The sequence below is a fragment of the Aliiglaciecola litoralis genome (genome assembly GCF_039523355.1).
Lineage (GTDB): Bacteria > Pseudomonadota > Gammaproteobacteria > Enterobacterales > Alteromonadaceae > Aliiglaciecola > Aliiglaciecola litoralis.
The window spans coordinates 288,945-312,146 of the sequence record NZ_BAAAFD010000004.1 but is presented as its reverse complement, the minus strand read 5'-3'; the positions used below and the strand labels follow the sequence as shown (position 1 = coordinate 312,146).

General features: G+C 42.6%; 26 protein-coding genes. 8 read left to right on the top strand and 18 right to left on the bottom strand.

All coding sequences use genetic code 11. The annotated features are described in order from the left end of the window. The first annotated feature begins 86 nt into the window (after nucleotides 1-86). The 6 genes from ABD036_RS09830 to ABD036_RS09805 all read left to right on the top strand — a co-directional run bounded on the left by ABD036_RS09830 (nucleotide 87) and on the right by ABD036_RS09805 (nucleotide 6,216). Nucleotides 87-644: a hypothetical protein gene (locus ABD036_RS09830; RefSeq protein ID WP_343859269.1), complete on the top strand. Its 558-nt coding sequence runs from the start codon at nucleotides 87-89 to the stop codon at nucleotides 642-644. 92 nt (nucleotides 645-736) lie between these two features. Next, the gene (locus ABD036_RS09825) at nucleotides 737-1,402 is read left to right on the top strand and encodes a glutathione S-transferase family protein (protein WP_343859267.1); all 666 of its coding nucleotides are present in this window, start codon (nucleotides 737-739) and stop codon (nucleotides 1,400-1,402) included. Between the two features lie 38 nt (nucleotides 1,403-1,440). Further along, nucleotides 1,441-2,616 (top strand): dipeptidase, encoded by a 1,176-nt coding sequence (locus ABD036_RS09820; protein WP_343859265.1) that lies wholly within the window; start codon nucleotides 1,441-1,443, stop codon nucleotides 2,614-2,616. Between the two features lie 105 nt (nucleotides 2,617-2,721). Next, nucleotides 2,722-3,621: an ABC transporter ATP-binding protein gene (locus ABD036_RS09815; RefSeq protein ID WP_343859262.1), complete on the top strand. Its 900-nt coding sequence runs from the start codon at nucleotides 2,722-2,724 to the stop codon at nucleotides 3,619-3,621. Then, on the top strand, nucleotides 3,618-4,361 hold the full coding sequence (locus tag ABD036_RS09810) for an ABC transporter permease (RefSeq protein ID WP_343859259.1): 744 nt from the start codon (nucleotides 3,618-3,620) through the stop codon (nucleotides 4,359-4,361). The genes ABD036_RS09815 and ABD036_RS09810 overlap by 4 nt, the downstream gene beginning before the upstream one ends. 25 nt (nucleotides 4,362-4,386) lie before the next feature. After that, the gene (locus ABD036_RS09805) at nucleotides 4,387-6,216 is read left to right on the top strand and encodes an amidohydrolase family protein (protein ID WP_343859256.1); all 1,830 of its coding nucleotides are present in this window, start codon (nucleotides 4,387-4,389) and stop codon (nucleotides 6,214-6,216) included. Between the two features lie 129 nt (nucleotides 6,217-6,345). Here ABD036_RS09805 and ABD036_RS09800 read toward each other — a convergent pair whose 3' ends face one another. The 5 genes from ABD036_RS09800 to ABD036_RS09780 all read right to left on the bottom strand — a co-directional run bounded on the left by ABD036_RS09800 (nucleotide 6,346) and on the right by ABD036_RS09780 (nucleotide 9,560). Further along, nucleotides 6,346-7,191 carry a glycoside hydrolase family 16 protein gene (locus tag ABD036_RS09800; RefSeq protein ID WP_343859254.1) on the bottom strand — a complete coding sequence of 282 codons (846 nt, stop codon included), beginning with the start codon at nucleotides 7,189-7,191 and terminating at the stop codon, nucleotides 6,346-6,348. A gap of 271 nt (nucleotides 7,192-7,462) precedes the next feature. Beyond that, nucleotides 7,463-7,687: a hypothetical protein gene (locus ABD036_RS09795; protein ID WP_343859252.1), complete on the bottom strand. Its 225-nt coding sequence runs from the start codon at nucleotides 7,685-7,687 to the stop codon at nucleotides 7,463-7,465. 192 nt (nucleotides 7,688-7,879) lie between these two features. Beyond that, a complete protein-coding gene (locus ABD036_RS09790; RefSeq protein ID WP_343859249.1) occupies nucleotides 7,880-8,377 on the bottom strand; it encodes a hypothetical protein in 498 nt (165 codons plus the stop codon). Between the two features lie 208 nt (nucleotides 8,378-8,585). After that, nucleotides 8,586-9,056 carry a hypothetical protein gene (locus ABD036_RS09785; protein ID WP_343859246.1) on the bottom strand — a complete coding sequence of 157 codons (471 nt, stop codon included), beginning with the start codon at nucleotides 9,054-9,056 and terminating at the stop codon, nucleotides 8,586-8,588. Between the two features lie 102 nt (nucleotides 9,057-9,158). After that, entirely contained in the window at nucleotides 9,159-9,560 is a 402-nt protein-coding gene (locus ABD036_RS09780; RefSeq protein ID WP_343859244.1) for a hypothetical protein, read from the bottom strand. 277 nt (nucleotides 9,561-9,837) lie between these two features. Here ABD036_RS09780 and ABD036_RS09775 point away from each other — a divergent pair, with 277 nt between their 5' ends. Continuing rightward, nucleotides 9,838-9,978, top strand: coding sequence for a hypothetical protein (locus ABD036_RS09775; RefSeq protein WP_343859241.1), 141 nt, complete (start codon nucleotides 9,838-9,840; stop codon nucleotides 9,976-9,978). Nucleotides 9,979-10,050: 72 nt separating this feature from the next. Here the strand turns inward: ABD036_RS09775 and ABD036_RS09770 are convergent, their stop codons facing one another. The 13 genes from ABD036_RS09770 to ABD036_RS09710 form a co-directional block, all read right to left on the bottom strand. Next, a complete protein-coding gene (locus ABD036_RS09770; RefSeq protein ID WP_343859238.1) occupies nucleotides 10,051-10,521 on the bottom strand; it encodes a hypothetical protein in 471 nt (156 codons plus the stop codon). Next, complete coding sequence (locus ABD036_RS09765; RefSeq protein ID WP_343859236.1) at nucleotides 10,508-12,571, bottom strand: RHS repeat domain-containing protein; 2,064 nt, start codon at nucleotides 12,569-12,571, stop codon at nucleotides 10,508-10,510. Before ABD036_RS09765 ends, ABD036_RS09770 begins: the two co-directional genes overlap by 14 nt. A gap of 459 nt (nucleotides 12,572-13,030) precedes the next feature. Then, complete coding sequence (locus ABD036_RS09760; RefSeq protein ID WP_343859235.1) at nucleotides 13,031-13,570, bottom strand: DEAD/DEAH box helicase family protein; 540 nt, start codon at nucleotides 13,568-13,570, stop codon at nucleotides 13,031-13,033. Between the two features lie 239 nt (nucleotides 13,571-13,809). Beyond that, nucleotides 13,810-14,319: a hypothetical protein gene (locus tag ABD036_RS09755; RefSeq protein WP_343859233.1), complete on the bottom strand. Its 510-nt coding sequence runs from the start codon at nucleotides 14,317-14,319 to the stop codon at nucleotides 13,810-13,812. A 12-nt stretch (nucleotides 14,320-14,331) separates the two neighbouring features. After that, complete coding sequence (locus ABD036_RS09750; RefSeq protein ID WP_343859231.1) at nucleotides 14,332-15,486, bottom strand: RHS repeat-associated core domain-containing protein; 1,155 nt, start codon at nucleotides 15,484-15,486, stop codon at nucleotides 14,332-14,334. 104 nt (nucleotides 15,487-15,590) lie between these two features. Then, nucleotides 15,591-16,274 (bottom strand): RES family NAD+ phosphorylase, encoded by a 684-nt coding sequence (locus ABD036_RS09745; RefSeq protein ID WP_343859229.1) that lies wholly within the window; start codon nucleotides 16,272-16,274, stop codon nucleotides 15,591-15,593. Next, the gene (locus tag ABD036_RS09740; RefSeq protein WP_343859227.1) at nucleotides 16,258-16,647 is read right to left on the bottom strand and encodes an MbcA/ParS/Xre antitoxin family protein; all 390 of its coding nucleotides are present in this window, start codon (nucleotides 16,645-16,647) and stop codon (nucleotides 16,258-16,260) included. The genes ABD036_RS09745 and ABD036_RS09740 overlap by 17 nt, the downstream gene beginning before the upstream one ends. A 144-nt stretch (nucleotides 16,648-16,791) precedes the next feature. Continuing rightward, nucleotides 16,792-17,178 carry a DUF6957 family protein gene (locus ABD036_RS09735; protein WP_343859225.1) on the bottom strand — a complete coding sequence of 129 codons (387 nt, stop codon included), beginning with the start codon at nucleotides 17,176-17,178 and terminating at the stop codon, nucleotides 16,792-16,794. Then, entirely contained in the window at nucleotides 17,162-18,175 is a 1,014-nt protein-coding gene (locus ABD036_RS09730; protein WP_343859223.1) for a tyrosine-type recombinase/integrase, read from the bottom strand. The genes ABD036_RS09735 and ABD036_RS09730 overlap by 17 nt, the downstream gene beginning before the upstream one ends. After that, complete coding sequence (locus ABD036_RS09725; RefSeq protein WP_343859221.1) at nucleotides 18,162-18,911, bottom strand: hypothetical protein; 750 nt, start codon at nucleotides 18,909-18,911, stop codon at nucleotides 18,162-18,164. The genes ABD036_RS09730 and ABD036_RS09725 overlap by 14 nt, the downstream gene beginning before the upstream one ends. After that, nucleotides 18,901-19,659 carry an IS21-like element helper ATPase IstB gene (istB, locus tag ABD036_RS09720; RefSeq protein ID WP_343859218.1) on the bottom strand — a complete coding sequence of 253 codons (759 nt, stop codon included), beginning with the start codon at nucleotides 19,657-19,659 and terminating at the stop codon, nucleotides 18,901-18,903. Before istB ends, ABD036_RS09725 begins: the two co-directional genes overlap by 11 nt. Beyond that, a complete protein-coding gene (istA, locus tag ABD036_RS09715; RefSeq protein WP_343859217.1) occupies nucleotides 19,649-21,193 on the bottom strand; it encodes an IS21 family transposase in 1,545 nt (514 codons plus the stop codon). Before istA ends, istB begins: the two co-directional genes overlap by 11 nt. Before the next feature lie 377 nt (nucleotides 21,194-21,570). Then, nucleotides 21,571-21,822 carry a hypothetical protein gene (locus tag ABD036_RS09710; RefSeq protein WP_343859215.1) on the bottom strand — a complete coding sequence of 84 codons (252 nt, stop codon included), beginning with the start codon at nucleotides 21,820-21,822 and terminating at the stop codon, nucleotides 21,571-21,573. 206 nt (nucleotides 21,823-22,028) lie between these two features. Here ABD036_RS09710 and ABD036_RS09705 point away from each other — a divergent pair, with 206 nt between their 5' ends. Then, complete coding sequence (locus ABD036_RS09705; protein ID WP_343859213.1) at nucleotides 22,029-23,042, top strand: hypothetical protein; 1,014 nt, start codon at nucleotides 22,029-22,031, stop codon at nucleotides 23,040-23,042. Nucleotides 23,043-23,202 lie beyond the last annotated feature (160 nt).

Sequence of the window (23,202 nt, the reverse complement as noted above, 5' to 3'; positions counted from 1 at the left end):
TACGATGAATGCTTTGCCATATCAGTTGCTTTTTAGCACAAACCTGATTAGCTTAATATTTAACCAATGCAACAAGGAGCAGTAAAATGACAACTCCATTTCACAAAGTGCTGGTTTTACTCTTGCTGACCAGTTTGCCCGCGGTGGCGGAAGACTCCCCTGAGCAAGCATGCAATAAGGCCGCAAAATTGTATGCCGATGATGACTTCGCGGGGGCATTAGAAGAGGCAAAGTGGTGCGTCACTTTACTTGAGCAAGAGCAGCAAACGCGCACGAACAGTGTCTTTCCAGACAGCTTACAGGGGTTTAAGGGGAGCGACATTCAGCATCAAAGTGCGCTTGGCTTTTCGTCTACGGTGCGTGAATATCGTAAAGATGAGCAACACATATCGGTGACCTTAAGCGGTGGCAATGGCCTAAACTCAGCCTTTGCCGCTATCGCTCAATTTGGTGGAGGCGGTGCCAAAATGCGGATCCAAAAACGCAGTGCCAGCGTCATTGTAAATGGCGAACGCACCCAAGTCTTAGTTACCTTAAAAACCGGCGGATTACTGATGTTCGAAGGTGATAATGTGGATAAAGAGTCCGTGGTCGAATTCGCTAAAGCCTTCCCCGTGGAAAAATTAGACGACTCGTTACAATAATTCAGTGATATTAACCTATAAGAATTCGAAAGTTGCGCCACCAGCGGTTTGGCGCAACAGTATGGTTTTACTCAAATTAATGGTGACCCTCAGTGCTAAAGTTATATGGATTCGATGTTAGTAATTATCACAACATGGTTAAACTCGCCTTGGCACTCAAACAGATCGAGTGCGACATAGTTACAACCTACCCAAATCAGACACCTGAGTACCTAGCCATCTGCCCAACCGGTAAAGTGCCAGCATTGCAAACCGAGCAAGGCGTTTTGATTGAAACCAATGTGATCATGGAGTATTTGGATGAGAATTTTCCTGGCGCAGCGCTTTATCCTGAAGATGCGTATCAAAAAGCCCGCGTTAAAGAATTGGTGAAAATGGTAGAGCTATACATTGAGTTGCCGGCTCGGCGCTGCCACACGGAAGCGTTTTGGGGCGTACCGGTTCATCAAGAAACTAAAAAAGAGGTAAAAAGGGCCTTATATAATGGCATGCAGGCGCTATCTCGTGCGGCCTCTTTTGACCCATACCTTGCTGGTGATCAGTTAACGGCAGCCGATATATTTTTCCTGTATTCCGCCGACTTAGCCGCTACAGTAGCAAACAAGCTTTTTGAAATTGACCTGTTAGCAGAAGCGCCTGGGGCAAAAGAGTTAATGGAGAAACTCAACCAGATGCCAGAAGTCAAACTCATTGCACAGCAACGAAAAGCGGCAACCCCAGCATTTAATGCCTATCTTGCCAAAGTCTTCAAAAAGTAATTACGCCAGTTAGCGTAGTTGAATTAAGGAAGGGTTAAATGACCAAAACCAGAATAGGCGTGGCGATATTCGGCGCAGTGATGCTAATTTACGCAGTCGTTCGATTGATCGTGCCGCCTATTCTGGAACAAAACATGAATCAAATTGATCATGCACAATCACTGGAGATAAGTCAGCCCTCACTTACCTTTCACAACACTCTCTTTGTTGGCGATTGGCATGCCGACAGTACGCTGTGGGATCGCGACTTGGCCAAGCTATCCGACTTTGGGCATGTGGATATACCGCGTTTGCAACAAGGTAATGTGGCACTGCAAATGTTTACTACCGTCACCAAATCTCCAGACGGTTTGAACTATGAACAAAACTCAGTCGATGCGCCAGACAATATAACCAAGTTAGCATTGGTGCAGGGCTGGCCACTCGCATCGCTAACTAGCCTCACCCAGCGTGCGCTATATCAAGCCAGTAAATTACACACAATCGCCAAAAAGTATCCCCAGCAATTCATGCTGATCCGCTCCCAAACCGAGCTGAGTGACTTTCTGACAAAAAGGCAAAGCAATCCGACTCTCGTTGGTGGGCTTATAGGCGCCGAAGGAGCACACGCGCTTGATGGTAAATTAGAGAATATTGATGTGTTGTACCAAGCCGGATTTAGAATGATTGGCTTACAGCATTTTTTTGATAATCAATTGGGGGGATCCTTGCACGGCATCAGTCGTGCTGGACTCACCGAGTTTGGACGTAAAGCACTGTCCATCATGCAAAGTAAAGGCATGATTATCGACCTGTCTCATTCTTCACAACAGACTGTGCTGGATGTTTTAGAAGTCAGTAAAGCGCCCCTAGTGATAAGTCATACTGGCTTCAATGGACATTGTCCTAATCAACGCAATATTGACGATAGCTTAATGAAAGCGATAGCCGATAATGGCGGAATGATAGCGGTTGGCTATTGGGTAGATGCGGCCTGTGGTATCCAGCCAGATGATATTGCTGATGCAATTATCTACGGGATCAATTTGGTCGGGGAAGACCATGTGGCGCTGGGCTCCGATTATGACGGCACCGTTATTGTGAGTTTTGCGACCAACCGAATAGCATTGATTACCCAAGCATTGCAGCGAAAATCCGTACCCGATGCGGTGATCGCCAAGGTAATGGGCGCTAATATGCTGCGATTTTTACAGCACAACCTGCCTTCAGATTAAAATAAAAGCTGATTTTTCAATAGAATATGACTTATGACACTTGTCCAGCTGTGCAAAGTAAATAATGATAGTGTTTTACTTCGCTGTGCTAAATAAGGAAATGGAATGAGCCAAGTGACGAGTCGCTTGCTTGCCAAAGATTTAAAAAAGTCTTATGGCAAAGTCAACGCCATCAATGGCATAGATTTACACATTGACCAAGCGGGTGTGTTTGCTATTTTGGGTCAAAATGGGGCTGGTAAAACCTCGTTTATCCGCTGCGCCCTTGGTCTAGAAAGTGTCACATCCGGCAGTCTCGAAACGATGGGCAACAAGCCGGGCTCACTTAGCGCCAAACAACAAACTGGTGTCATTTTACAAGACTCTGACTTGCCTGACTCTTTGACCATCAAAGAGCAAATTCAACTATTTGCCAGCTATTACCCAAACCCTTTATCGGTAGATGACACCATTGCCATGTGCGAATTACACAGTTTCGCCGATAAAGGCTATAAGAAGTTATCCGGTGGGCAAAAACGTCGCGCTCAATTTGCCTTGGCAATAGTAGGCGATCCGCAATTAATCTTCTTGGATGAACCGACCACCGGTTTAGACATAGACGCGCGGCGTCGCCTATGGTCGATAATTCGCGAATTTGCCAACAAAGGAAAAACTATTGTTCTCACCACGCATTATCTGGAAGAAGCCGACAATCTAGCGGATCGGATCATGGTGATGAATGCAGGTAAAATCGTCGCCGACTCAACCCCTGAGGATATCCACAAACTCGTGAAAGGATCGGTGGTACGCTGTCAAACTCAATTGTCGATTGCACAATTACAATCACTTAGCGGTGGCGGTTCGGTAACGGTATCAGGGCGATTTAGCGAAATTCATACCGAGCAGGTGAACAATACGTTGGCCCAGTTGCTTAGCCTCGACCCTGATCTTCAAGATCTTACTGTTAGCCAACCCAAGCTCGAAGATATTTTTGGCCAACTCAGTCAAACGGGAGGTGGTGCATGAGCCGCGTATTCCAGTCCTTCTGTTTAGAAGCGGGAGCCGAATTACTCAAGGCCTTTCGGGCGCCAGAATTTATCATTCCGACCTTGGGCATGCCGGTCGCATTTTATTCCTTGTTTGCCATTATGATCCCTGGTAGCAACAACAATGCCGCCTATCTACTGGCAACCTATGGCATCTTTGCCGTCATGGGACCAGCCATATTTGGCTTTGGCATTAGTGTGGCCAATGAACGCGACCGAGGCTGGCTAGATCTTAAACGTGCTGCGCCGAGCCGCGGAGTGAATTATATCGGCGCCAAGGTATGCAGTACCCTGCTGTTTTCCAGTATGTCACTGGCGATAATCTATTTAGTCGCTGGCTTCGCCGCCAATGTGGCTATGCCCACAGCCACTTGGACAATGTTGTTGTTCGTTCATGTTCTGGCCACATTTCCGTTTATTTTACTGGGACTGTGTATTGGTTTTTTATGCAATGGCAACGCGGCAGTGGCGATATCCAATGTGTTCTTTTTGGGGTTTTCAGCCCTCGGAGGACTGTGGATACCGGTGATGGTATTTCCACAAGGCATGCAGACCTTTGCCCATTTTCTGCCGACCTTTCATTTAAGTGAAATAGCCTTGGCAGTTTCTGGTGCCCCAGGTCAAAGGGACGTGAGCTACCACCTTATCGTAGTGGCAATCATGACTTTAATTTTACTTGCGGCCACTATGCTTGCTTGGTCTAAACAGCGTAGTAAATGAACACGCGCATGAAGGGAGTGATGGAATGATCCGCTATATATTTTTGTTGGTTACTGCGCTCGTTGTGATTGGCTTGAGTGTCTTGATATCGATATTACCCACCTCGGTGCAATCACCCGAACAGGTCATTGACACAGACTTAGCCGCGCGAGGCAACACTTACTTTATCAGTCAGACTGATATATTTGATGGCCTACACATCATTAAAAATCAAAACGTGCGTATTCATCAGGGTATCATCTCAGAAATCGGTCCCGAACTGATTGCCACTCCCGATGAAGTATTGATTGACGGCTCTGGTAAAACATTAATTCCCGGCCTGATTGACGCTCACACCCATTCCTTTGGAAACGGCCTGAGCGATACATTACGTTTTGGTGTGACCACCCATTTAGATATGTTCACTATGGAGCATGACTTACATCAAACTAAGGCAAAGCGAGACAGCCGCGAATTTTCAAGTGAGGCAGACTTGTTTAGCGCTGGCACCATGGCCACGGTTGAAGGAGGTCATGGTACTCAATACGGTTTTGCCATAGACACCATCGATAGTATCGACGAAGTGCCTCAGTGGGTTAGCCAACGCAAAGCCGCAGGAGCAGATTATATAAAGTTAGTTTACATGCCAAACCAAGATTATATGCCCTCATTGACTCGTGAGGTGGCGGCCGAAGTTATCCGAGTTGGACAGGCTGAAGGCTTACTTGTAGTGGCGCATATATCAACGCAAGCGGCGGCCATGGATATGATCGAAGCGGGAATTGATGGTCTGGTACATATATTTGCCGATCAAGTTGCCAGCGATGAAATTGTGTCACTGGCTGCGCAAAAAGGCCTATTTATTATTCCCACATTGGCCATTATTGCCTCGGTCGATGAGCAACAGTTAAATGTGGCATTGGCTGAAAACCCCCAGGTCAAAGCACGTCTCTCGGCTGAGCAAAATGCCACCCTAGTTAGCAGCTTTGGTAGCCATTTACCCGGATATGACTTAGACATTGCCAAGCAAAACGTGAAGCGTTTTTTCGATGCTGGCGTTACTATTTTAGCGGGTTCAGACGCGCCAAACCCTGGCACAGCGTATGGGGTAAGCACTCATCATGAAATGCAGCTATTGGTAGCCGCTGGCATGACGCCGACGCAGGCATTATCTGCGGCTACACAACTACCGGCTAAGCACTTTAGTCTGCAAAATCGCGGACGAATAGAACAAGGAACGATTGCTGATCTGGTATTGGTTAATGGCGATCCCACCGTCAATATCGTCAACACCCTCGATATCGAGTACGTTTTCAAAAACGGCTATGTGATAACGATCAGCACTAAGCTAGCCAAAGGCGCGACCTTGAGCTCTCCCCTACTAGGTGATTTTGAAGACGCCAATAAGCTTGTTACCGCAGAGTCATTTGTCTGGAGCCATTCAGATGACAAGATGGCTAACGGCCAATCTATAGGTACGATTAAACGAATTGCCGAAGGTGCAGGTGATTCCGCTGGTGCATTGCGGGTATCCGCTAAGGTCAATGTCGGCTTCCCTTATCCATGGGCTGGGGCCGCGGTAGGAGATTTTATTCCACCGGTTGAGGGATTCGACATTACCCAATACAGTACGCTTTCATTCGACGTTAAAGGCACAGCGGGCACCTATAGAGTGTTGTCGTTTAATGCCGACATGGCCGGCATTCCACCGAGCCAAAGCTTCATCATCACCCCGCAGTGGCAGCGCATAGAGCTTGATCTAGCCAAGTTTAATGGATTAAACCACAAGGCATTTTCAGGTTTTGCCTTTGTCGCAGGACCTGGGTTAGGTGAGTTTGAATTTGTGTTAGATAACGTGCAATTTGAAAAGCGCTAGTGACTGTTGTTGCCAAGTGGCAAACCATTTAGCTGATTGAAAAAGTGTTGTGGACAGCGGGTGATAAGCCAGTTCGTGCTTATCACCCGCTCACGTTTACTAATGATTTCGCTAAAGTGATTGAGTTAGTTACTCTACCCACTTTTCGTGTTTCACCCAATCCACTTCCATTTCCCAATCCATGCTCATGGGCGAATCGTTAATTTTGGCGAAGTTTAATATGGCAAATAGCGGCTCTGGAAATTCATCTCCTTCGTTGGCTAGGCGATACACTTCGGTACCGTCTAAACGGAAAATAATGTCATTACCCAGCCACTCCACCGAATACTCGTGATACTCATCAAGCTTAGCCTCTTGTACCAGCATCAAGGCTTGCCAATCGCCGCCACCGCAGTGGCCAAGGCTTTTAATCGCACGAGCGGCATAGTGATCAGGCCCGCCGTCACTGTGATGCTCAAAAATATCTAGCTCGCCAGAGCCGGTCATTGGCCAACAAACCGTTTCATCGGCCTCTTCAACAGGCGGCTCATTATTGTATGCACCAAGTAGCCACCACGCCGGAAACATCCCCGGTTGTCCGCTGTTTTCCACTTTTAATCTGGCGGTCCATTTTCCTTGCACAAATTCTTTACGGTTTTTAGAGGCAATCCTACCGGCGACATATTGAGTATCGGGATGCTGTTCTGAGTTTTTACTCATATTGCTACACGGCCGTTTCTCGCCTAAATCCACTACTCTGAGTTTGATGGTTCCATTACTCACTTCACGAGTATTGAATTCGTTATTGGGCACATAGCACTGATCTTCATTGTTCACCCACAGCATTTGGTCTTGCCAATTATCTGGATTGAACGAATCAAAATCATCGAAAAAGTCCACTTCCCAACCCGCACTTTTAGGTTTGATTTTCTGAACGCTTTGAGAGCAAGCGGCAACTAAAGTGAGCAAGGTGAAGCATAAAATAATTATTTTCATTGTGTTTTCTCAACAAGCAAGGAGATACCTTAATTATGCATCCTCAGCAAAAAACCTCTAGTGCACTTAGGTCCGCTTGGTCGCAAAGAGCAACAAATCACGCCCGCTTTACCGAATTTACTTAAAAGGGTGTGTAAAACAAATGTGCAGTGATCACGCTATTTTAGTCACTACCATGGGTGTCTTAATTACGCAGAACAGCAAAAAGCCTTACGGGGCTGCTTTGATACCAATCTTGATGATAGGTGTTAATGCGATTTTTGTTTGGTGTTTAACGTTGAGATAAAATCGCTTGAAAAAATTTATTACTCGAATCTTCTAAATTGATTGGATTATTACAATACTCCTGATAAATCTGATTGGACATCCATTCTGGCTTAACGTCAGCAATTTCGAGTTCAGGATAATGAGTTAATATACTATTCTTAGAATCAGCCTGTACAACTCGCCAAATACCGCCAGAACCGTAGTCTAGACAAACAAGGTACTTTTCCATCAATCATCCCCATAGGGTATAAATACCCAAGCTGAACCCTTATTACTAACTGGGTTAGTAATCATTACTTCTGGTCCTCCATCTAGCTGGCCATAATAAGGTCAACCACACCAACATAGGGTGCCTTATTCTGAAAACGATAAAGCCGCTGAAGTGGCCAACATTAGAGTGCCTGTCCATGGTATTTATTGGTTAAATACACTCATCATAAAAATGTTCCACTTCATCAAAAGCCTCAGAGCTGATCTCGTTTTTTTCAAAAAATGTTTTAAACACTTGGAAAACTTTTCTGTCTTTAATTTCTAACAAGTCAAGAATGGGCACACCAACGTGGCTCTGATAACTCAAGCTCTCTACACCACTTTGAAGATAAAACGCGACTTTATCCCCGTCCGCTTTTGAGATGGCCATCATTAAAAGAATTGGACCAAATTCTTCAAGAACTTTTTGTCGCCTTGCTGCAAAGAGCGGTTTATTAGCTAGCAGTGAATATGCCTCTAAATCGCTTCCAAGTTCACTTTGCAGTTTTTGGCCAAGATGAAAGAACCCCTGTCGGTCTTTTGCTTTGTCTGTAAAAAGCGGACCTTCATACTTATCCGCTATTGTGATCGCTCTAGCATCACATTCTGAGTTGGAACTACATACAGAAAATGCACAGCAACTTAACAATAATATCAAATATTTAGCCATATGGTCTCCTCACCAAAAGCCCCTTACTCTGGAAAGGCATAACCTTAACGTGGATAACCTTAACGTGGACAGGCATCAAAACTATACCTAACTTACGTTAAATATGAGAATGGTTCTTTGATGATAATTGCGCAATGAGAGTGGATACCGACGGTCTTTCATCTGAAAGGTGGGTGTCTTGTTAATTCCTTGATAGGTGTCCCATTAGCTAACTTCTGCTGACTTTAAAATCTTCTTCATTAAATTCACTTTTGAGAATAGCTCTTAGATCTTTTAATACATTCATAGCAACCTCTGTAATTTCTTGCCCCAAATTTTCACTATCTTCGGAAAATAAGAATTGAAGCAATTCTTGTTCAGGCTTAAAGCGTATAGTTAGGTTTATGCTTTCATCGTCAGAAAAAGAGAATGATGCATAATGAGTAACAGGCAAATAATTTTTATCATTGCTCCAGCATTTTTCTGTATTTTCATTGTCTAACGTAGTCCTAAAACCTAGAGCGTGTACTTTTTTACACAAAACAATGAATTTAGGCTCTAATTCTGACGCCTCTATTTTCACTTCAATAACTGAAAGGTTAGTCGGCTTACACCCAACCAAGAAAGTCATTAAAATAGATATTACGAAGACCCCATATTTTTGTCCTAGCTTTTTTAAATTATTCTTTACATAAGCCATAGGTAACACCCCAGTGTAATAAGAGAATTATGCTCCATAAACGAGTGAGAGCCAAATGTTGCAGTGGTCAAGTCATTTTGGCCATTACAATGGGTGTCCTTGTTATTTCTCTAAACAAGAATCTATCACTTCTTGATAATTAGTTTTGTCGAAATTCACAAAAAGTATATGACCTCCGCTCTTTGAAATCACAAAAAATCTAGTAATATGATTTTTTTTGATTTCGCTAGAACTAAAATAATCAAATTGCATAACTCTATATCCATTTCTTTTTGTATCTAAATTTATAATAAATTTATCGCTTGAATTTCCATCTTCTTTTTGTAATTTAAACGATTCGCTAATAAATTTTAAAGACTCAAAACCACCGTTATATTCTCGACCAAGATTTGAAATCTCATCGGAGCTCTCAAAAAAACTTTTGTGAACCTTCCACTTGCACCCTATAAAATCAACATGCTTAAACTCCGCCTCAACGCATCCAGACACAAAAACACTAAACATTAGTATGACGCATCTCATTAGTTACTTACCTGCACGTTGTTAAGACTACACATGCTATCGCATGAATATTCAAAAGAATAATTTATAGTTTTGGACGAAGTCATTCTTCCAAACATTGGCATCGTAGAAATCAAATCTCCTGCCCATCCAAATATCCTTAACGTGCACAGGCATCAAAACTATACCTAACTTACGTTAAATATGAGAATGGTTCTTTGATGATAATTGCGCAATGAGAGTGGCTGCCGACGGTCTTTCATCTGAAAGGTGGGTGTCCATGAAATTTTCGCCTCAAAAAGAACAAAACCCGCCGAAGCAGGTTTTGATTGCAAATATTACGATGGGTGTCCTTGTTATTTTGTTATTTCTTCGTGTTATTGACTTTGTTCCCAAAGAAGCCAAACCTTCGGGCAACTAGAAACATTGGGGTGGGCATTGAAGTTAAAATCAAATCCCTATTTCAAATGCTCTGACCCCTTTGATTCAAAATTCAACCGCTATGTACTTTTTTGTGTTTTATGTATTCCGCTGCATACGCACCAATAAATGAAAACACACACCACAAAGTACTTTGTTTAACGCCACCAGTTACAACTAGGGCTATCAAAAATGTAGTAGCCCCAATAATGAAGGCATTTAAACTAACAAGCGCTTTATATTTAACCCAGAAAAAAGACAGAGACATGACAATCATTGATAAAACCAATGCCCCAAAGTAGCCTTGCATCCTTTGCGCTCTAGCTTTTTTGTCGGATAAGTGGCTCGACTCTAAAGCCTTTAGTTCGCTGACTTCTTCCTCTGTTAAAAATCCTTTCTGGGACTTTTCCTGATAAGCTTGCGAATATTCGTTTTCTGGATTAGCAGCTAATTGGCTGTACCAAGTGGCTACGCTGACCACAAATAAAGAGATAACGGCAACTATCGTTAATTGCGCAATTTTGCTATTCCTAATCGACTCCATTGCCAAACGCTCCTCTATCTATTCCATTACAACTAAATATGCATCCGCGAATATCTTCTATAGAAAATCCCGTAGATAACCCCGTATAAATCCATGATGTTTCGCCAGTTGGAATCTGTGCACCTACATCAATTAAATCATAATCAAAGTCATAAGGACCGTTGTGAGTTACTCTGTAAGTATGCTCGACTTCGTAAACTTCGTACAATTCATAAATACCATACTCTTGAGTCAATAGTTCTAGATTAATTCCCAGAGTTAAGTGACTGGGTAATTTTGCCAATTTGTCGACAATTGGGCCAGCGGCTTGCAAACCAACCCATTGTGCCTTACCAACAGGTCTTTCTGAGGTAACAGACCTACCGCTTTTGAACACTCGTATACTAATTCGCTTTGTAACTTTTTCAATTGCTGACTTTCCAGCTTGATTGAATAAGAACTGATAAGCGGCTGTCCTTGCTCCATTTGCAAATTTTCCACCGGATATTACTGAAGCCGTTCCACCTATTACAGCAGAAACGACAGTCCCTTTTGCAATCTCGCCGCTGCTCAAATTTGATCCACTTGGTAAATAAGCACCACCAATTCCTTTAGTCACTCCCGCACTAAAAAAACCATGCCCAAACTTACCGCCACTCAATGTAGATATGACACCGCCAGCAATGGCATGACTTGCTATTTGTCCAGCGGCCTGTCCTTTTGTCAGTAAATTACCGCCAAAATCAACATAATCACCTAGTTGTCCACCTCCCCAAGCTACATTGTCAACATTTTGAGCGCTAAGTCCTCGATAATGTGCACCTATTTGTTGGAATACGGCCCCGGTAAACGCTCCAATAAGAGCACCTTTGAGGCTTCCGGTAGCAATTCCTCCTGATACAAATCCAACTGCCGCCGCGTTCCACATACTCGCTGCTGCCCATTGACCGACCCCCGGAATAAACATAAGTGCAGCAGCGACAAACGGAGCAAACTTCCCAAGAGCGTTGTTAATAGACTTAAACAATTTATCAAAGAAATACCCACTGGGATCGGTATAACTCATCGGGTTGTTTAGAACATAACTATATCGGTTATACGACTGGCTATTCTTCGGTGCCTGAATATGTGGATCAGCCTGCAAGAACCTCCCCAAGGTTGGATCGTAAATCCGGCCACCCATATGAATAATATCCACATGGTTCATTTGCTTATGACCGGTATAGCCTTTGTCGGTAATAGGCGGATACGTGGTTAGGTACACTGAGCTTCGGTACACTTCACTTTGTTTACCAAAGGGGTCGTATATGTCTTGTGTGGTCACTTGGCCGAGGTGGTTGGTGGTGGAAATAACCGACCCTTGGTTATCCTTGTGCACAAAACTGATGGTGTTTGAGCCACTGCGGTAAGTGAGTATCGCATTACCGATATTGTACTTATGCTCGGTCATGTTGCCATTGCCGCCAGTGCGCACCACTTTCTCGTAGGCACCTATGTAGTAACGTCGGTAGCGAACATTGCTGCCGTTTTCAACAGAGTTATCGTCTTTGTAATACAGCTCTCTATCCACGCCGTATTTCATGTCTGAGGTGGCGCTGCCTTTGGTGATACGAGTGGGCTTATCGAAGCTGGCATAGGTGAATACGCGCGTTCCATCAGTTTTCACGTTACCGTTATCATCGTAATCAAAGGTATATTTCGTGCCCGTGAAGTTCGAATTGGTGTATACGCCTAAGAGTTTATGCACCTTAGTGGCATCGTATTTGTAATAACCCGCACCGGTTTTGTAGGTAAAGTTACCCCAATTATCATAGTTATAGGTTTGTGTTGCCTTAAAGTCAGCAGGTAGTGCCGATGACCCAGAAGCAACACCAATGGTTCTGGTTTTTAAGCGATATAGCGCATCGTAAGTATAAGTCTCGGTGAAATCACTGCCGATACCAGTCGATGAAGCATAGTTACTGCGGCGTGAGGTGACATTACCACGGTCATCATGGCTAATATCCAGATAATGCAGCAATGAGCCTTTAGATACATCAATAGAGTCCATCCAGCCTGTTTGGCTGTTCATGGGATGGCGGAGCAATTTTAAAGGTGGGTGTCCTTGTTATTTGGCTTCTTTTCTCCCAAAGAAACCAAACCTTCGAGCGACTAGGAACATTGGGGTGGGCATTGAAGTTAAAATCAAGTCCCTATTTCAAATGCTCTGACCCCTTTGTTTTCAAAGAAGCCAAACCTTCGGGCGACTAGAAACATTGGGGTGGGCATTGAAGTTAAAATCAGATCCCTATTTCAAATGCTCTGACCCCTTTGATTCTGCCCATCCAAATAACCTTAACGTGGACAGGCATCAAAACTATACCTAACTTACGTTAAATATGAGAATGGTTCTTTGATGATAATTGCGCAAAGAGAGTGGCTACCCTCGGTCTTTCATCTGAAAGGTGGGTGTCGATGAAATTTTCGCCTCAAAAAAAACAAAACCCGCCGAAGCAGGTTTGGGTTGCAAATATTACGATGGGTGTCCTTGTTATTTGTTCGATAGTACTCCTAGTTTTCTTAACATCCCCCAAGTACCGAACTTTTCAGCTATTTGTTCCTTTAGTTCAATTGTCGGTACGATTATCAGAGTTTTGCTAGCTTTATCAACTAGTGATGCAACCAACATTGTTTCTGTTTTACCAGTCCCTGTTGGAAGTACAATGGTTGCCACTTCACTGCTGAGTGACCAGTGACATAACAGCCCATGAATAGCGCCTTTTTGTGGTGGACGTAATTCCCATCCAGAAGGACCGATACCATTAATATTTACGCCATCATAAAAGGAGTCTGAAAAGTCAACGTCTGACTCGACACATCCATCTATCCGTAACGTCCCTTTGTTTTTTCCTCTTCCTTTTCTTAACTTGGCTTTTACTTGTATTTCACCATCATCAAGTAAATATGTCTCATCGCCTAACGATTCACCAGTGAATGCTCGACTTTTAGTTTCTGCGGCTAAACGTGTGACTTGACCAATTTTAGTTCTAACTGATTCTAAACAAAGCTTTTCATTATGTTTTACTTCCATATTTTTCTCTCCTTATTAGAAGAAAACCAGCGGCTTATAGTTTTCTTGGATTGAGTTCAAATCAACAACTTCAGCCCCATCGAATTAAAATAAGAAAACCAGCAGTTGCTGGCTTTCGTTTGCTTGGTTGGCTGCTCCCAAACTGAATCAAGGTAAAGGGGCGTGGGTTGAAATCAAATGGGAATAACATTCAGTATCATCGGCCCTTTAAATGTGTAACTGTTCCCCTTATTTATTGTTTAATCTATAACTAAGGGCAACTCAATTTTATTTGACCTAAATTTACTTCCATAACTAGAACCTATTATTTCAGCACAAAGCTTGGCTTTTTTATAAAGCTGGCTTTGCAAAGTATCAAAATTTAGATATAACTGATATTGAAATGACTTTCTTTCCTTTAAGCTAGGCTCACTATTACTAATTAAATAATACTCTATAGTCTTGCCATCGAGAAAAACTGCATTGAATGCAATTTCTGGCATATGCTTATCTTCGTTACAAAGCCCGATACTTGCCCTTAAAGTAGTTGACTTCTTTAAACTCAATGCAAACAACTCAGTATCTGAAGAAAAGGTTATTTCCAACAGTTCCCTTATTTCTGATTCGTTTTTATAATCAGGAAAAAGATCAACCATTTTCAATGCTACTTTCTCTGACTTTTCAAAGATAATTAGAGGTTCGCTGTTAACTTCATGTACTGCACACGAAGTTAACAATGTAAAAAAGCTCAATATCAAATATTTTTCCATAAATAGCACTCCTTAATATTTGCAGAATACTTGACAAATTTGAACATGATCCAAGTTCCCATATCTTTGATGGGTAGTAGCATGCCCTTGAGGTAAAGAGTTCCATGCTCCACCTGCCGTTGCTACGATATTGTTCCAATTATTTAAAGAGTCTCCTGCATCGTAGTTTTGCCAAACATTAGAATTTGCAGCGACTTGAGACATATCTGGCCTTACCCAGCCTACAGGATCCACTGTAATTAACCTATTCACGGCATGACCATTGGCAACAACTTGTGCGGCCATATCAGCACCGTAGCTATGAGCAATGACTGTGCCATTTCCATTTGTTTGATCAACCCACAGAGCAAACTTTTCATGTTCTGTCCATTCAAAGTATGCAGCAGAATTTTTTCCATATTTTGTTATATGTGCCTCGTATGCATCTTTTACAACTCTTGAGCCTGCTGGGTTATCATCGGCTGCACCACCTACAAATGCGACTTGAGATCCTTTAGGTGTTGGATTTTTATTCCAATCGGCTCTTAAAGCAGTAGCAAATGCAGCTGATAATGCTCCATTTGCAAACTTACCACCAGTAAGCTTAGAAATAGTACCTCCAACTACTGCTGAGCCTATTACTTGAGCATATGGATTTTTGCCAAAGCGACCCGCCATAGCGGCTCCTATACCCGCACTTATAAAGCCGTGCCCAAATTTACCACCTTGTAAATCTGATATGATCCCACCTGTAAGACCACTAGCAGCAAATGACTCTAGCCCTGATAACCCTGATGCTCCTATTGCACCAAATATGGCCCCACTGAACGCCCCTTGAAGCGCACCTTTAAGCGAACCTGTCGATACAGCTCCAGAGACGAAACCTGAAGCAGCCCCCCAGCCAACTAACGTTCCAGTTGATAAGCCACTTAACCCAGCAAGCCCCCAGACACCAGTACCCAAACCGAATGTAACATAATCTAGAGCTATTGATGCAATAGCCCTCCAGTTTTTCTTAAGGAACTTCCCAATTTTCTTAAAGAAATAGCCACTCGGATCTGTATAGCTCAATGGATTATTCAACACATAACTATAGCGGTTGTAGTTCTGGCTGTTCATTGGTGCTTGTATATGCGGATCAGCCTGTAGGAATCTCCCCAAGGTTGGATCGTAGATCCGACCGTTCATATGTGCGCAGACAAAGAACGATCAAAGAGGTTTAAATAAACCTCTTTTAATCAGCCTATTAGAGCAAATTAGACAATAAATAATATTGACGGTTTTGAGAAGGATTATTTGATGAGGTTAATTTCTAGAATATTTTCTATTCTCTGTTTTTTTCCACTCCAAATGTATTTGTAATGTCCACCTTGTACTGGAATTGTTACAGCTTTAGGTTTAAACGCAGCAACACATTCGCCACCTTCATCACGAACACTTCTATACAACAAACCATTACTCCCTTGCGCACGGATTTCCTTTGCGAACTCTTGAGGCGCTACGTAATCATCAGTATATAAACTCTCAAACTCGTCGCCCCTAACGTCATGGAGTTCAAGTGCTACTTTGTTGATATAGCAGCGCATCGTTAGTTCAGTATCAGGCTCGTTAGTTGCTGCCAGAAACTTATCTCGATGAAAAATGGTCTCAGCAAATGCCGTATTTAAATCTCTTGCTCCGTAATAAACACCGTACTCTGTTCCATCAGTGAATCGAGTAGGAATAGAAATATGAGTAAATGCAGCCATAACAGGTGTCGAGCCAGGACCAGAAACTCTCTCTTCCTCAGGTACAAGCGCCAAATCACCAACATCTTCCCTGAGCCTGTCATTAGTAATTGATTCTATTGCAAAAACGATCTCAAGCTCATCTGGAGAGGCAACATTTTCGAATAAATCGATGGGAGGGAAGTGACTGGGAACTAAACGGTGCAATTTCTCCCAGTCAGGTAAGACTGTATTAACCTCGTTGGGCATCAAGGTATCTCCGCATATCGTTCAAGTGCATCATGCTACCCTTTAGCATATAGGCTAGCGCCGATTCATTGTTAAAATGACCATTAGGCTTTTTGATCCAAGCGTCCGCTTGCTCACGAGTCGGAAACAAAATACCTAGCGCCTTGTAAATACCCATAATGTAAGAGATTCTCTCCATCGTATCTACTGATAGGCTGGATACCTGTCCTTTTTTCCAATTATAAAAAGTTGTCGAACCTGGCTTACCAAGTAAAGTGATTTGATCTTGGTTTTTTACATTCCACTCACTCATGATGTTAAAGAACACCTTAAGTGCTACCTGAGCAGTTTTGGTTGGGTTTTGAGCTAGCACTTTATTTTCTAATGCAGGCATGATGATTTCCCCTTTAACTTGTTAATTACAATATAGTCCCATTACGGACTAAATTCAACAATTACTACAAAACCGTAGTCGAATAAAAAAGAAAGCCACACTCTGTGGCTTAGATTTTATTACAATGGAAATCAGCTTGACTGATCAGAAAAATGCTAATGCATCGCTCGCCGAAACCTCCTTACGAGTTCCTTCTCCAACCAGAACATAAAACGTGTTTCCTGTCTCAAAAATACAGTTCTGATGCAACGCTTTGAGTGGAGAGGTTCTAACCCATCCACCCACCGGAAACCGTCCTTTCTCATCAAAGAGCACATTATCAGCTTTGACAATATAAGTAGGTTGAGGAAAACTTGGGTTATCGGAAGTAATGTCCCACCAAATCCAACTAGCAACCACACATACCGATTTCCGACTGTTCATTTCGTGGCACAATTCGACCATTTTTTCATATTCAGCTTCGCTACAGCCAAACTCTATCGCATGACCTTGTTCGCTAAAAATACGCTTTAAATCAGAGAGCTTTTTCATAACTTTTTCCTCCTTTGTTGTATCGACTTAGCTGTGAAGCAATGCTCTTTTTGGAGCTTTTAGCTGCGGGGTGAGATTTCTGGTAGGTCTTTTTGAGCTGAACGTTAGTAACGTGTGTATAGACCTGCGTTGTAGATAAATCGGCGTGACCAAGGTACTGCTGAATTTCCCTAATATCAGCGCCGTTCTCTAGCATATGTGTGGCTGCACTGTGACGAAACACATTACACGCTGCATTTACATCAAATCCGGCTTTGAGAATGTACTTTTTAGCCAAATCAGACATCTGCGTTTCTCGGAATTTCATTCCTTGATTATCAAGAAACAACGTTAGACCTGACTTCAAATTCACTAAATTAGGACGAACATTAGCGGTATAGTGCTTAATCCAATCACAAGCTCTATTAGCAATAGGAATGTAACGTTCTTTATCACCTTTACCCGTCACGAAAATCTGTTTCTTTTTGAAATCGATATCCGTCAATTTAAGGTTTGCCACTTCCATGCGGCGAGCACCTGTGCTGTAAAACGTTTCCAACATTGCTCTATCACGTTCACCAAAAGCACCGTAAGGCACTGTTTGATCAAAAATAAGCTCAATATCTTCAAACGTTAGAAAAGCCGTTGGCACTGTCTTTTGCACTTTGGGCAGCCGTAGGTTTTCCAATGGATTAACCTCAAAATGCTCAAGATAGGTCAGCTCTTTAAAGAACGTTTTTACGTCTGTAATGCGGCGACGCTTAGTGTTTTTCCTAAGTAGCTCGTTGGTTCGTGGGTTTACCATTCCCGCTAGGTCTGCTTTGTACTGCTCGACGATATTTTTGGTCACTTCACCTACTATCACAATGTTGTTTGCAAAGCACCACTTTACAAACATACCAATGTTACATCGCTTGGTTTTTACGGTTCGCACTGACTGGCCTTCGGCCAGGCAGTGCTTTTCGTAAACTCCCATGAAAAAGATGAAATCGCTATCATCACGTTCATGCTCGGCCATATGAACCTCCATGTGCATGGGTGATCGACTCATACTGGATACCAAATCTAGACAACCGTTTCGCCAATTTCATTAACGTGAGTCTATCGACATTAATATGCTTAACAGCGATTACTGATTGCACTCCTTTATCTGCCAAACACTGAAGATCCTCATCACAAAGGCTGTAGGAGGCATCTGTAGCGATGACTTTGCTACTAAAAGCATCCATCATTTGAATTGCGACCAGTGGACTTTGGCACATAAAAACACATGGCATGTTTTCGATGTGATCGATGTTAAAAATGGCAGGCTTCTCTATGGGGTGCCAATAGCTTGCTGAAGAGCCGCGTCGAGCACGATCTATCCGCTCCCCGTAATACGCAACAATTTCGCCTTCGTAATAGACCGGAACAGTAATGCAGCCTCTGAAACTCTCGTGACCACTTGGTCGTAGAATCTTCAAATGCGACAGCGCTCCTCTAAGCTTCACGCCATCATGTGAACGATGATGAGGTAACTGTTTTCCAAGTTGGCGATTGCAATAGCCAAGTTGGTAGTTCTTTATATCGTCAGTTCCAACCCCATAATATTGCTGTAGATATATTTGTGGCGATTCCTCAACAAGTAAACTCTGATGATAAAGCCCTTGAGTTAACGGCAAGAACTGCTCTCGAACTTGGATATCAAACTCGCTAAACGGACTCACATCCAACAGAGAGTCTGCATTTAGCAGTGGCGCTAGTTTAATCTTCATGATTACCTCCTTCTACGCCGTTAACCTTGCGCATTGACACACCAGTTAAGTTCAGTTTGTGGGAGGAATGAACAATCCTATCTAGAACTGACTCAGCAATCGTTTCATCGCCAAACGCATCGTACCAATCCGACGCAGGGTATTGAGAGGTAATGAGCATTGAACACTGTTTGTCCCTGGACTCTACCAAGTCATACAACATATGGCGCTGGGCAGAACTCAGCATTGAAATCCCCCAATCATCAATGATCAACAACTTAAACCGACTCAATCGTTTTCTAAATTTTGCGAGCTGATTTTCTTGATCCGCTGCGATAAGTTCGGTCAATAAATTTTGGAACTTATAAAACTTAACCGGAATACCACGCAATATCGCTTCATTGGCAAAGGCGCAGCCCAAATGTGTTTTGCCAGTTCCCGTTGCACCTGTCACCGTGATATGGCGACCCTCTTCTAACCAATTAAGCTCTGCTAGATTGGTTATCACTTGCTTTTTTAGCCCTTTTTGCAAGGTATAATCGACATCACAAAGTAGTGCATGAGGCCAGCGCAAATTAGCCTGCTTTTGTAGCGATGATATGCGCTTGTTTCGATTACTGATCACTTGCTGATCTAACAAATTATCAAGCCGATCCATAAACGACATGTCTTCAAATCCATCGCTAACCAGTTGGTTGTCTAGCCCCGCTAACATACCTGTAAGTTTCAATGTTTTTAGTTTCGTCTCCACTCGTTGTCTAGTGATCATAAGAACCTCCAAATGCCGCTTTTCCGCGTATGTTTTGATGAGTCGTGGATTTCATAAGTGCAGGTGTTTTGGTGGCTACGTAATCTAGCATCTTAAAGACCATCCCCATTTCATTTGGGGCGACTTCGTTTTGAATGGCGTAATCACAAGCGCTTTCAATTTGACGAAGATCTTTTCCCTTACAGAGTTTCATCAGGTTTTGGATACGTTTACCAATAGCGCGGGATTTATGGTTATCAACCAAGCCGTACTGTTGCTCAACATAAGTCTCAGTGCTCACCCCAACCTCACTGGCCCACTTCATGTACTCGTCCTTTGTTTTTTCAGATTCCGATTCATGTGCAGGAGAAAGATGCTCTTTTAGTGTGCTTGAAGCGTTGATTTCATTGCTAAGTTGATGCATGGCTTCAACTTGATGTTGGTGAACTACCTTTAAATGCGTGTTAGTCACAATGACTTCGACTTCTTCATGCGCTAACGTATATGGAACTGAGTAGTAGTGATTATCATATTCAATGTGATAATCCGCTGGCACCTTCACGACTTTGAAGTCATCTACCACAACAAAAGGTCTTGAAGGCCCAGGTCGCAATGCTGGCTCATCCGTTTGCTTGCACAATTCATTACGCGTGATTTTTAACTTTTGCAGTGGTAAATTGTTTAGCCATTCCACTTGTTGTGCCAAAAAAGCGTTCACTTCATCAATAGAAAAAAACTGTAAGTCCTGATTCATCGGGCGTAAAACACGCTGTGTGACAAACTTTACACCAAGCTCGGCCAACGATTTATCTTGTGGTTTCCCAACACGACAACCATCGATAATACAGCCATAGTGCTCCCCTAGAAGGGCTATGTTTTTGTTGAGGATGGGAATAACACCCGCCTTGGTAACTAAAGCCTTAGCATTATCAATAGAGATAACTTGAGTGACCCCACCAAAATACTCAAACATCCTGTTTATTCCATTTATCCAATCAACAGTTCGCTCACCTGGTGTGGCAAATGCAAAGATCTTTTTAGATGCACCAAGCACGCCTACAAATACTTTTAGCCATACTTTCTTGCCGTCCTTGTCGTAGCTAATTTTTGTACCTGCATAATCAATATATACAACCTCACCAGCAAGGTGTTGTTGACGCATCGCTAAACGGCATTTCTTGAGGTATTTACGAACTTTGGCAAAGTATTGGCTTTTGCTAAGCGCGGTTTCTGAATCTTTAGCACGGTATTCTAAATACAAGACGGTTTTGGATTTACCGTTTTTCTTTAGCGACTGTTTATAGTGCTCGTCGTAGTCCGGTTCACGACGATTCGTCTCGGAGCCATGAATACGAGGGTACAAGGTTTCAGCAAGCTCTTTGTCTTTGAACTGCAAAGCGATTGCATGGTTGATTGCCAACTGCTTAACTTTCTTCTTCAACCTGCCAACAGACTGGTGTGAACAAAGCGCTAACTTTGCAACCTTCCGGTCAGATAACTCTGGGAAGATAGTATTAATGCGAATTACTTCGCGGATAGTATGTATCGGTAACATTGTGTTTAACCTTCATTAGTTGTAAAAATGAAGGCGCAGCAGTGCTCATAAGCATCAGTCAAAACTTGATACCTTGACAACAAAGCTCTGTTCGACAAGAATTTGTTTATCGGAACGCCAATTTCGATAACAAACTCAGAAGCCTGTGAGTCCTACCTCGTGGGCTTTTGTCTTTTCTACGCCAGTGTAAACCTGTTTAATTATTGATTCTGGATATTGCCTCCGAAACTCTTGTATTGGGTTGTTTAGGTCTAGCATGAGCCTGTTCAGCCTTCGGTAGTATCATTCTGCTGAATGGACAAATGTAGTAATTTTCTTCAAAACACTTTCTAAGCATTTCAATAAATTCTTCTTTCGTTAACACCATCGTCTTTCTCCTAATCATTTCTTGCTTGATTTGCTAGCCATAGAGCAACGTCTTTAACTAATGCATATTGACCTCTGCGATTAGCTAATTTGAATACTTTTACAGGTATTGTTTTCCTCAATATTGCCTGTCGCAAAGCATCCACCGTTCTATAGCCCATTGCTCGTTGTAATTTTTCGCCGCTCAACATTGGCGAGCCATAAAGCTTTAATAAGTCGGCTTCCAATTGTTTTGCGAGCTGTTGTACTTCCTCGTCGCTCATTTGTTCTCCTCTGTTAGTTACTAGTTGCGACAAATTAAGCCTATATTTGAATGCGAGGAGTTTGTATGGCATTTGAGCAGTTCGAAATACACCAATCCTCCGCCCGTTATTTTAAAAACAACAAGAAGTTCAGATAGTTAGTATTAATCTGCTGCCTCCTCCTAAAAATAGGAGGAGTGAAAAGAAGAAATAGTTAGAAGATTGCTATGTATTCATTCCATGATTATAAAAATTTGTCAGGTGAACTTTCTGGCATTGCTACAAGCTTGTGGGTAGCAGAACTGAGATCACGATTGGGAGAAATTTCACTTTATAAATTGCCTATTCGCCTCAGCGAGTTGGGGGCATCTCACCTTGATGGTTTTAACGAGCAAAAATCCAAATATTGGAACGATAAATACAATGGTCAGCCGCTGCGAAACGACTTAAAAGTGAAGGCAATTGAGTCAGTTTTACCTGGCTCAAGTTCGATTCTCTATCATCCCCTATGGTTTCTATTGAATTGCCCTGAACCAAATAATGCAGACTTACTTGAAGTTGCTTCGAATCTTCAGCCGAAAACATACCAACGTATCGTCGGTGAAAAAGAGGGGGAGCTTTATTTAAAGATATTGAGAACCGAGATCGGATTTGAAAATACACTAGATGTTCTCACCGTGAAGCTGATTTACCATCATTGGCAACAAAACAACTGGCGAACAAGTGTTGGTGCTGAATGGCCCGACACCGTTTCATCCGTTGAAACTCATAAACTATTCTTACGACTATTTTCGATTCGATATGATGATAAATTTGCGGCGTTGCTATACCAACTGATAAACCAACGATTCAATACCAACGTCTCAGTGGCGGAGCCATTTACCCTCCCGAATAGCAATCTCCCAATTTCAGATTTCCCTTTGGGCTTTGGTAAACGGAAATCTGATGAACAAGTAAAAAAGGTGATCACAGCAGCGAGTCAAATTATTAAATTCGTAAGCTATAAATTTGGCCTGTCACATAAGAAAAATAAGATGAAGCTTTTTAATTATGTCAGTTGGAAAAAGATAAATTGCCTACTCAAAAATCTAGACTGTTGGGATAAAACAAAAGGCATCGAAAACTATCCGTACCTCTTTGCGTATGTCTCTCTTATCTATTTTGACGAAAAAAAGCTAACTAAGCTTAACGAGTTGGATTATGACTATCGAAACAGGTATGTTCCAAACAAGACAATTTAATGTTCCAAGGAAAATGGATAGGTGTAACTGGATTTCGAGTTACAACGGGTCATTCTATCGGAATATACATGTGTAAATTATGGTGTTTCTGAACCACTATTCCGATAGGCTGAGCCACTTAGTCAGAATTTCGCTGGAACAGGACTTATGCCTGTTTGGA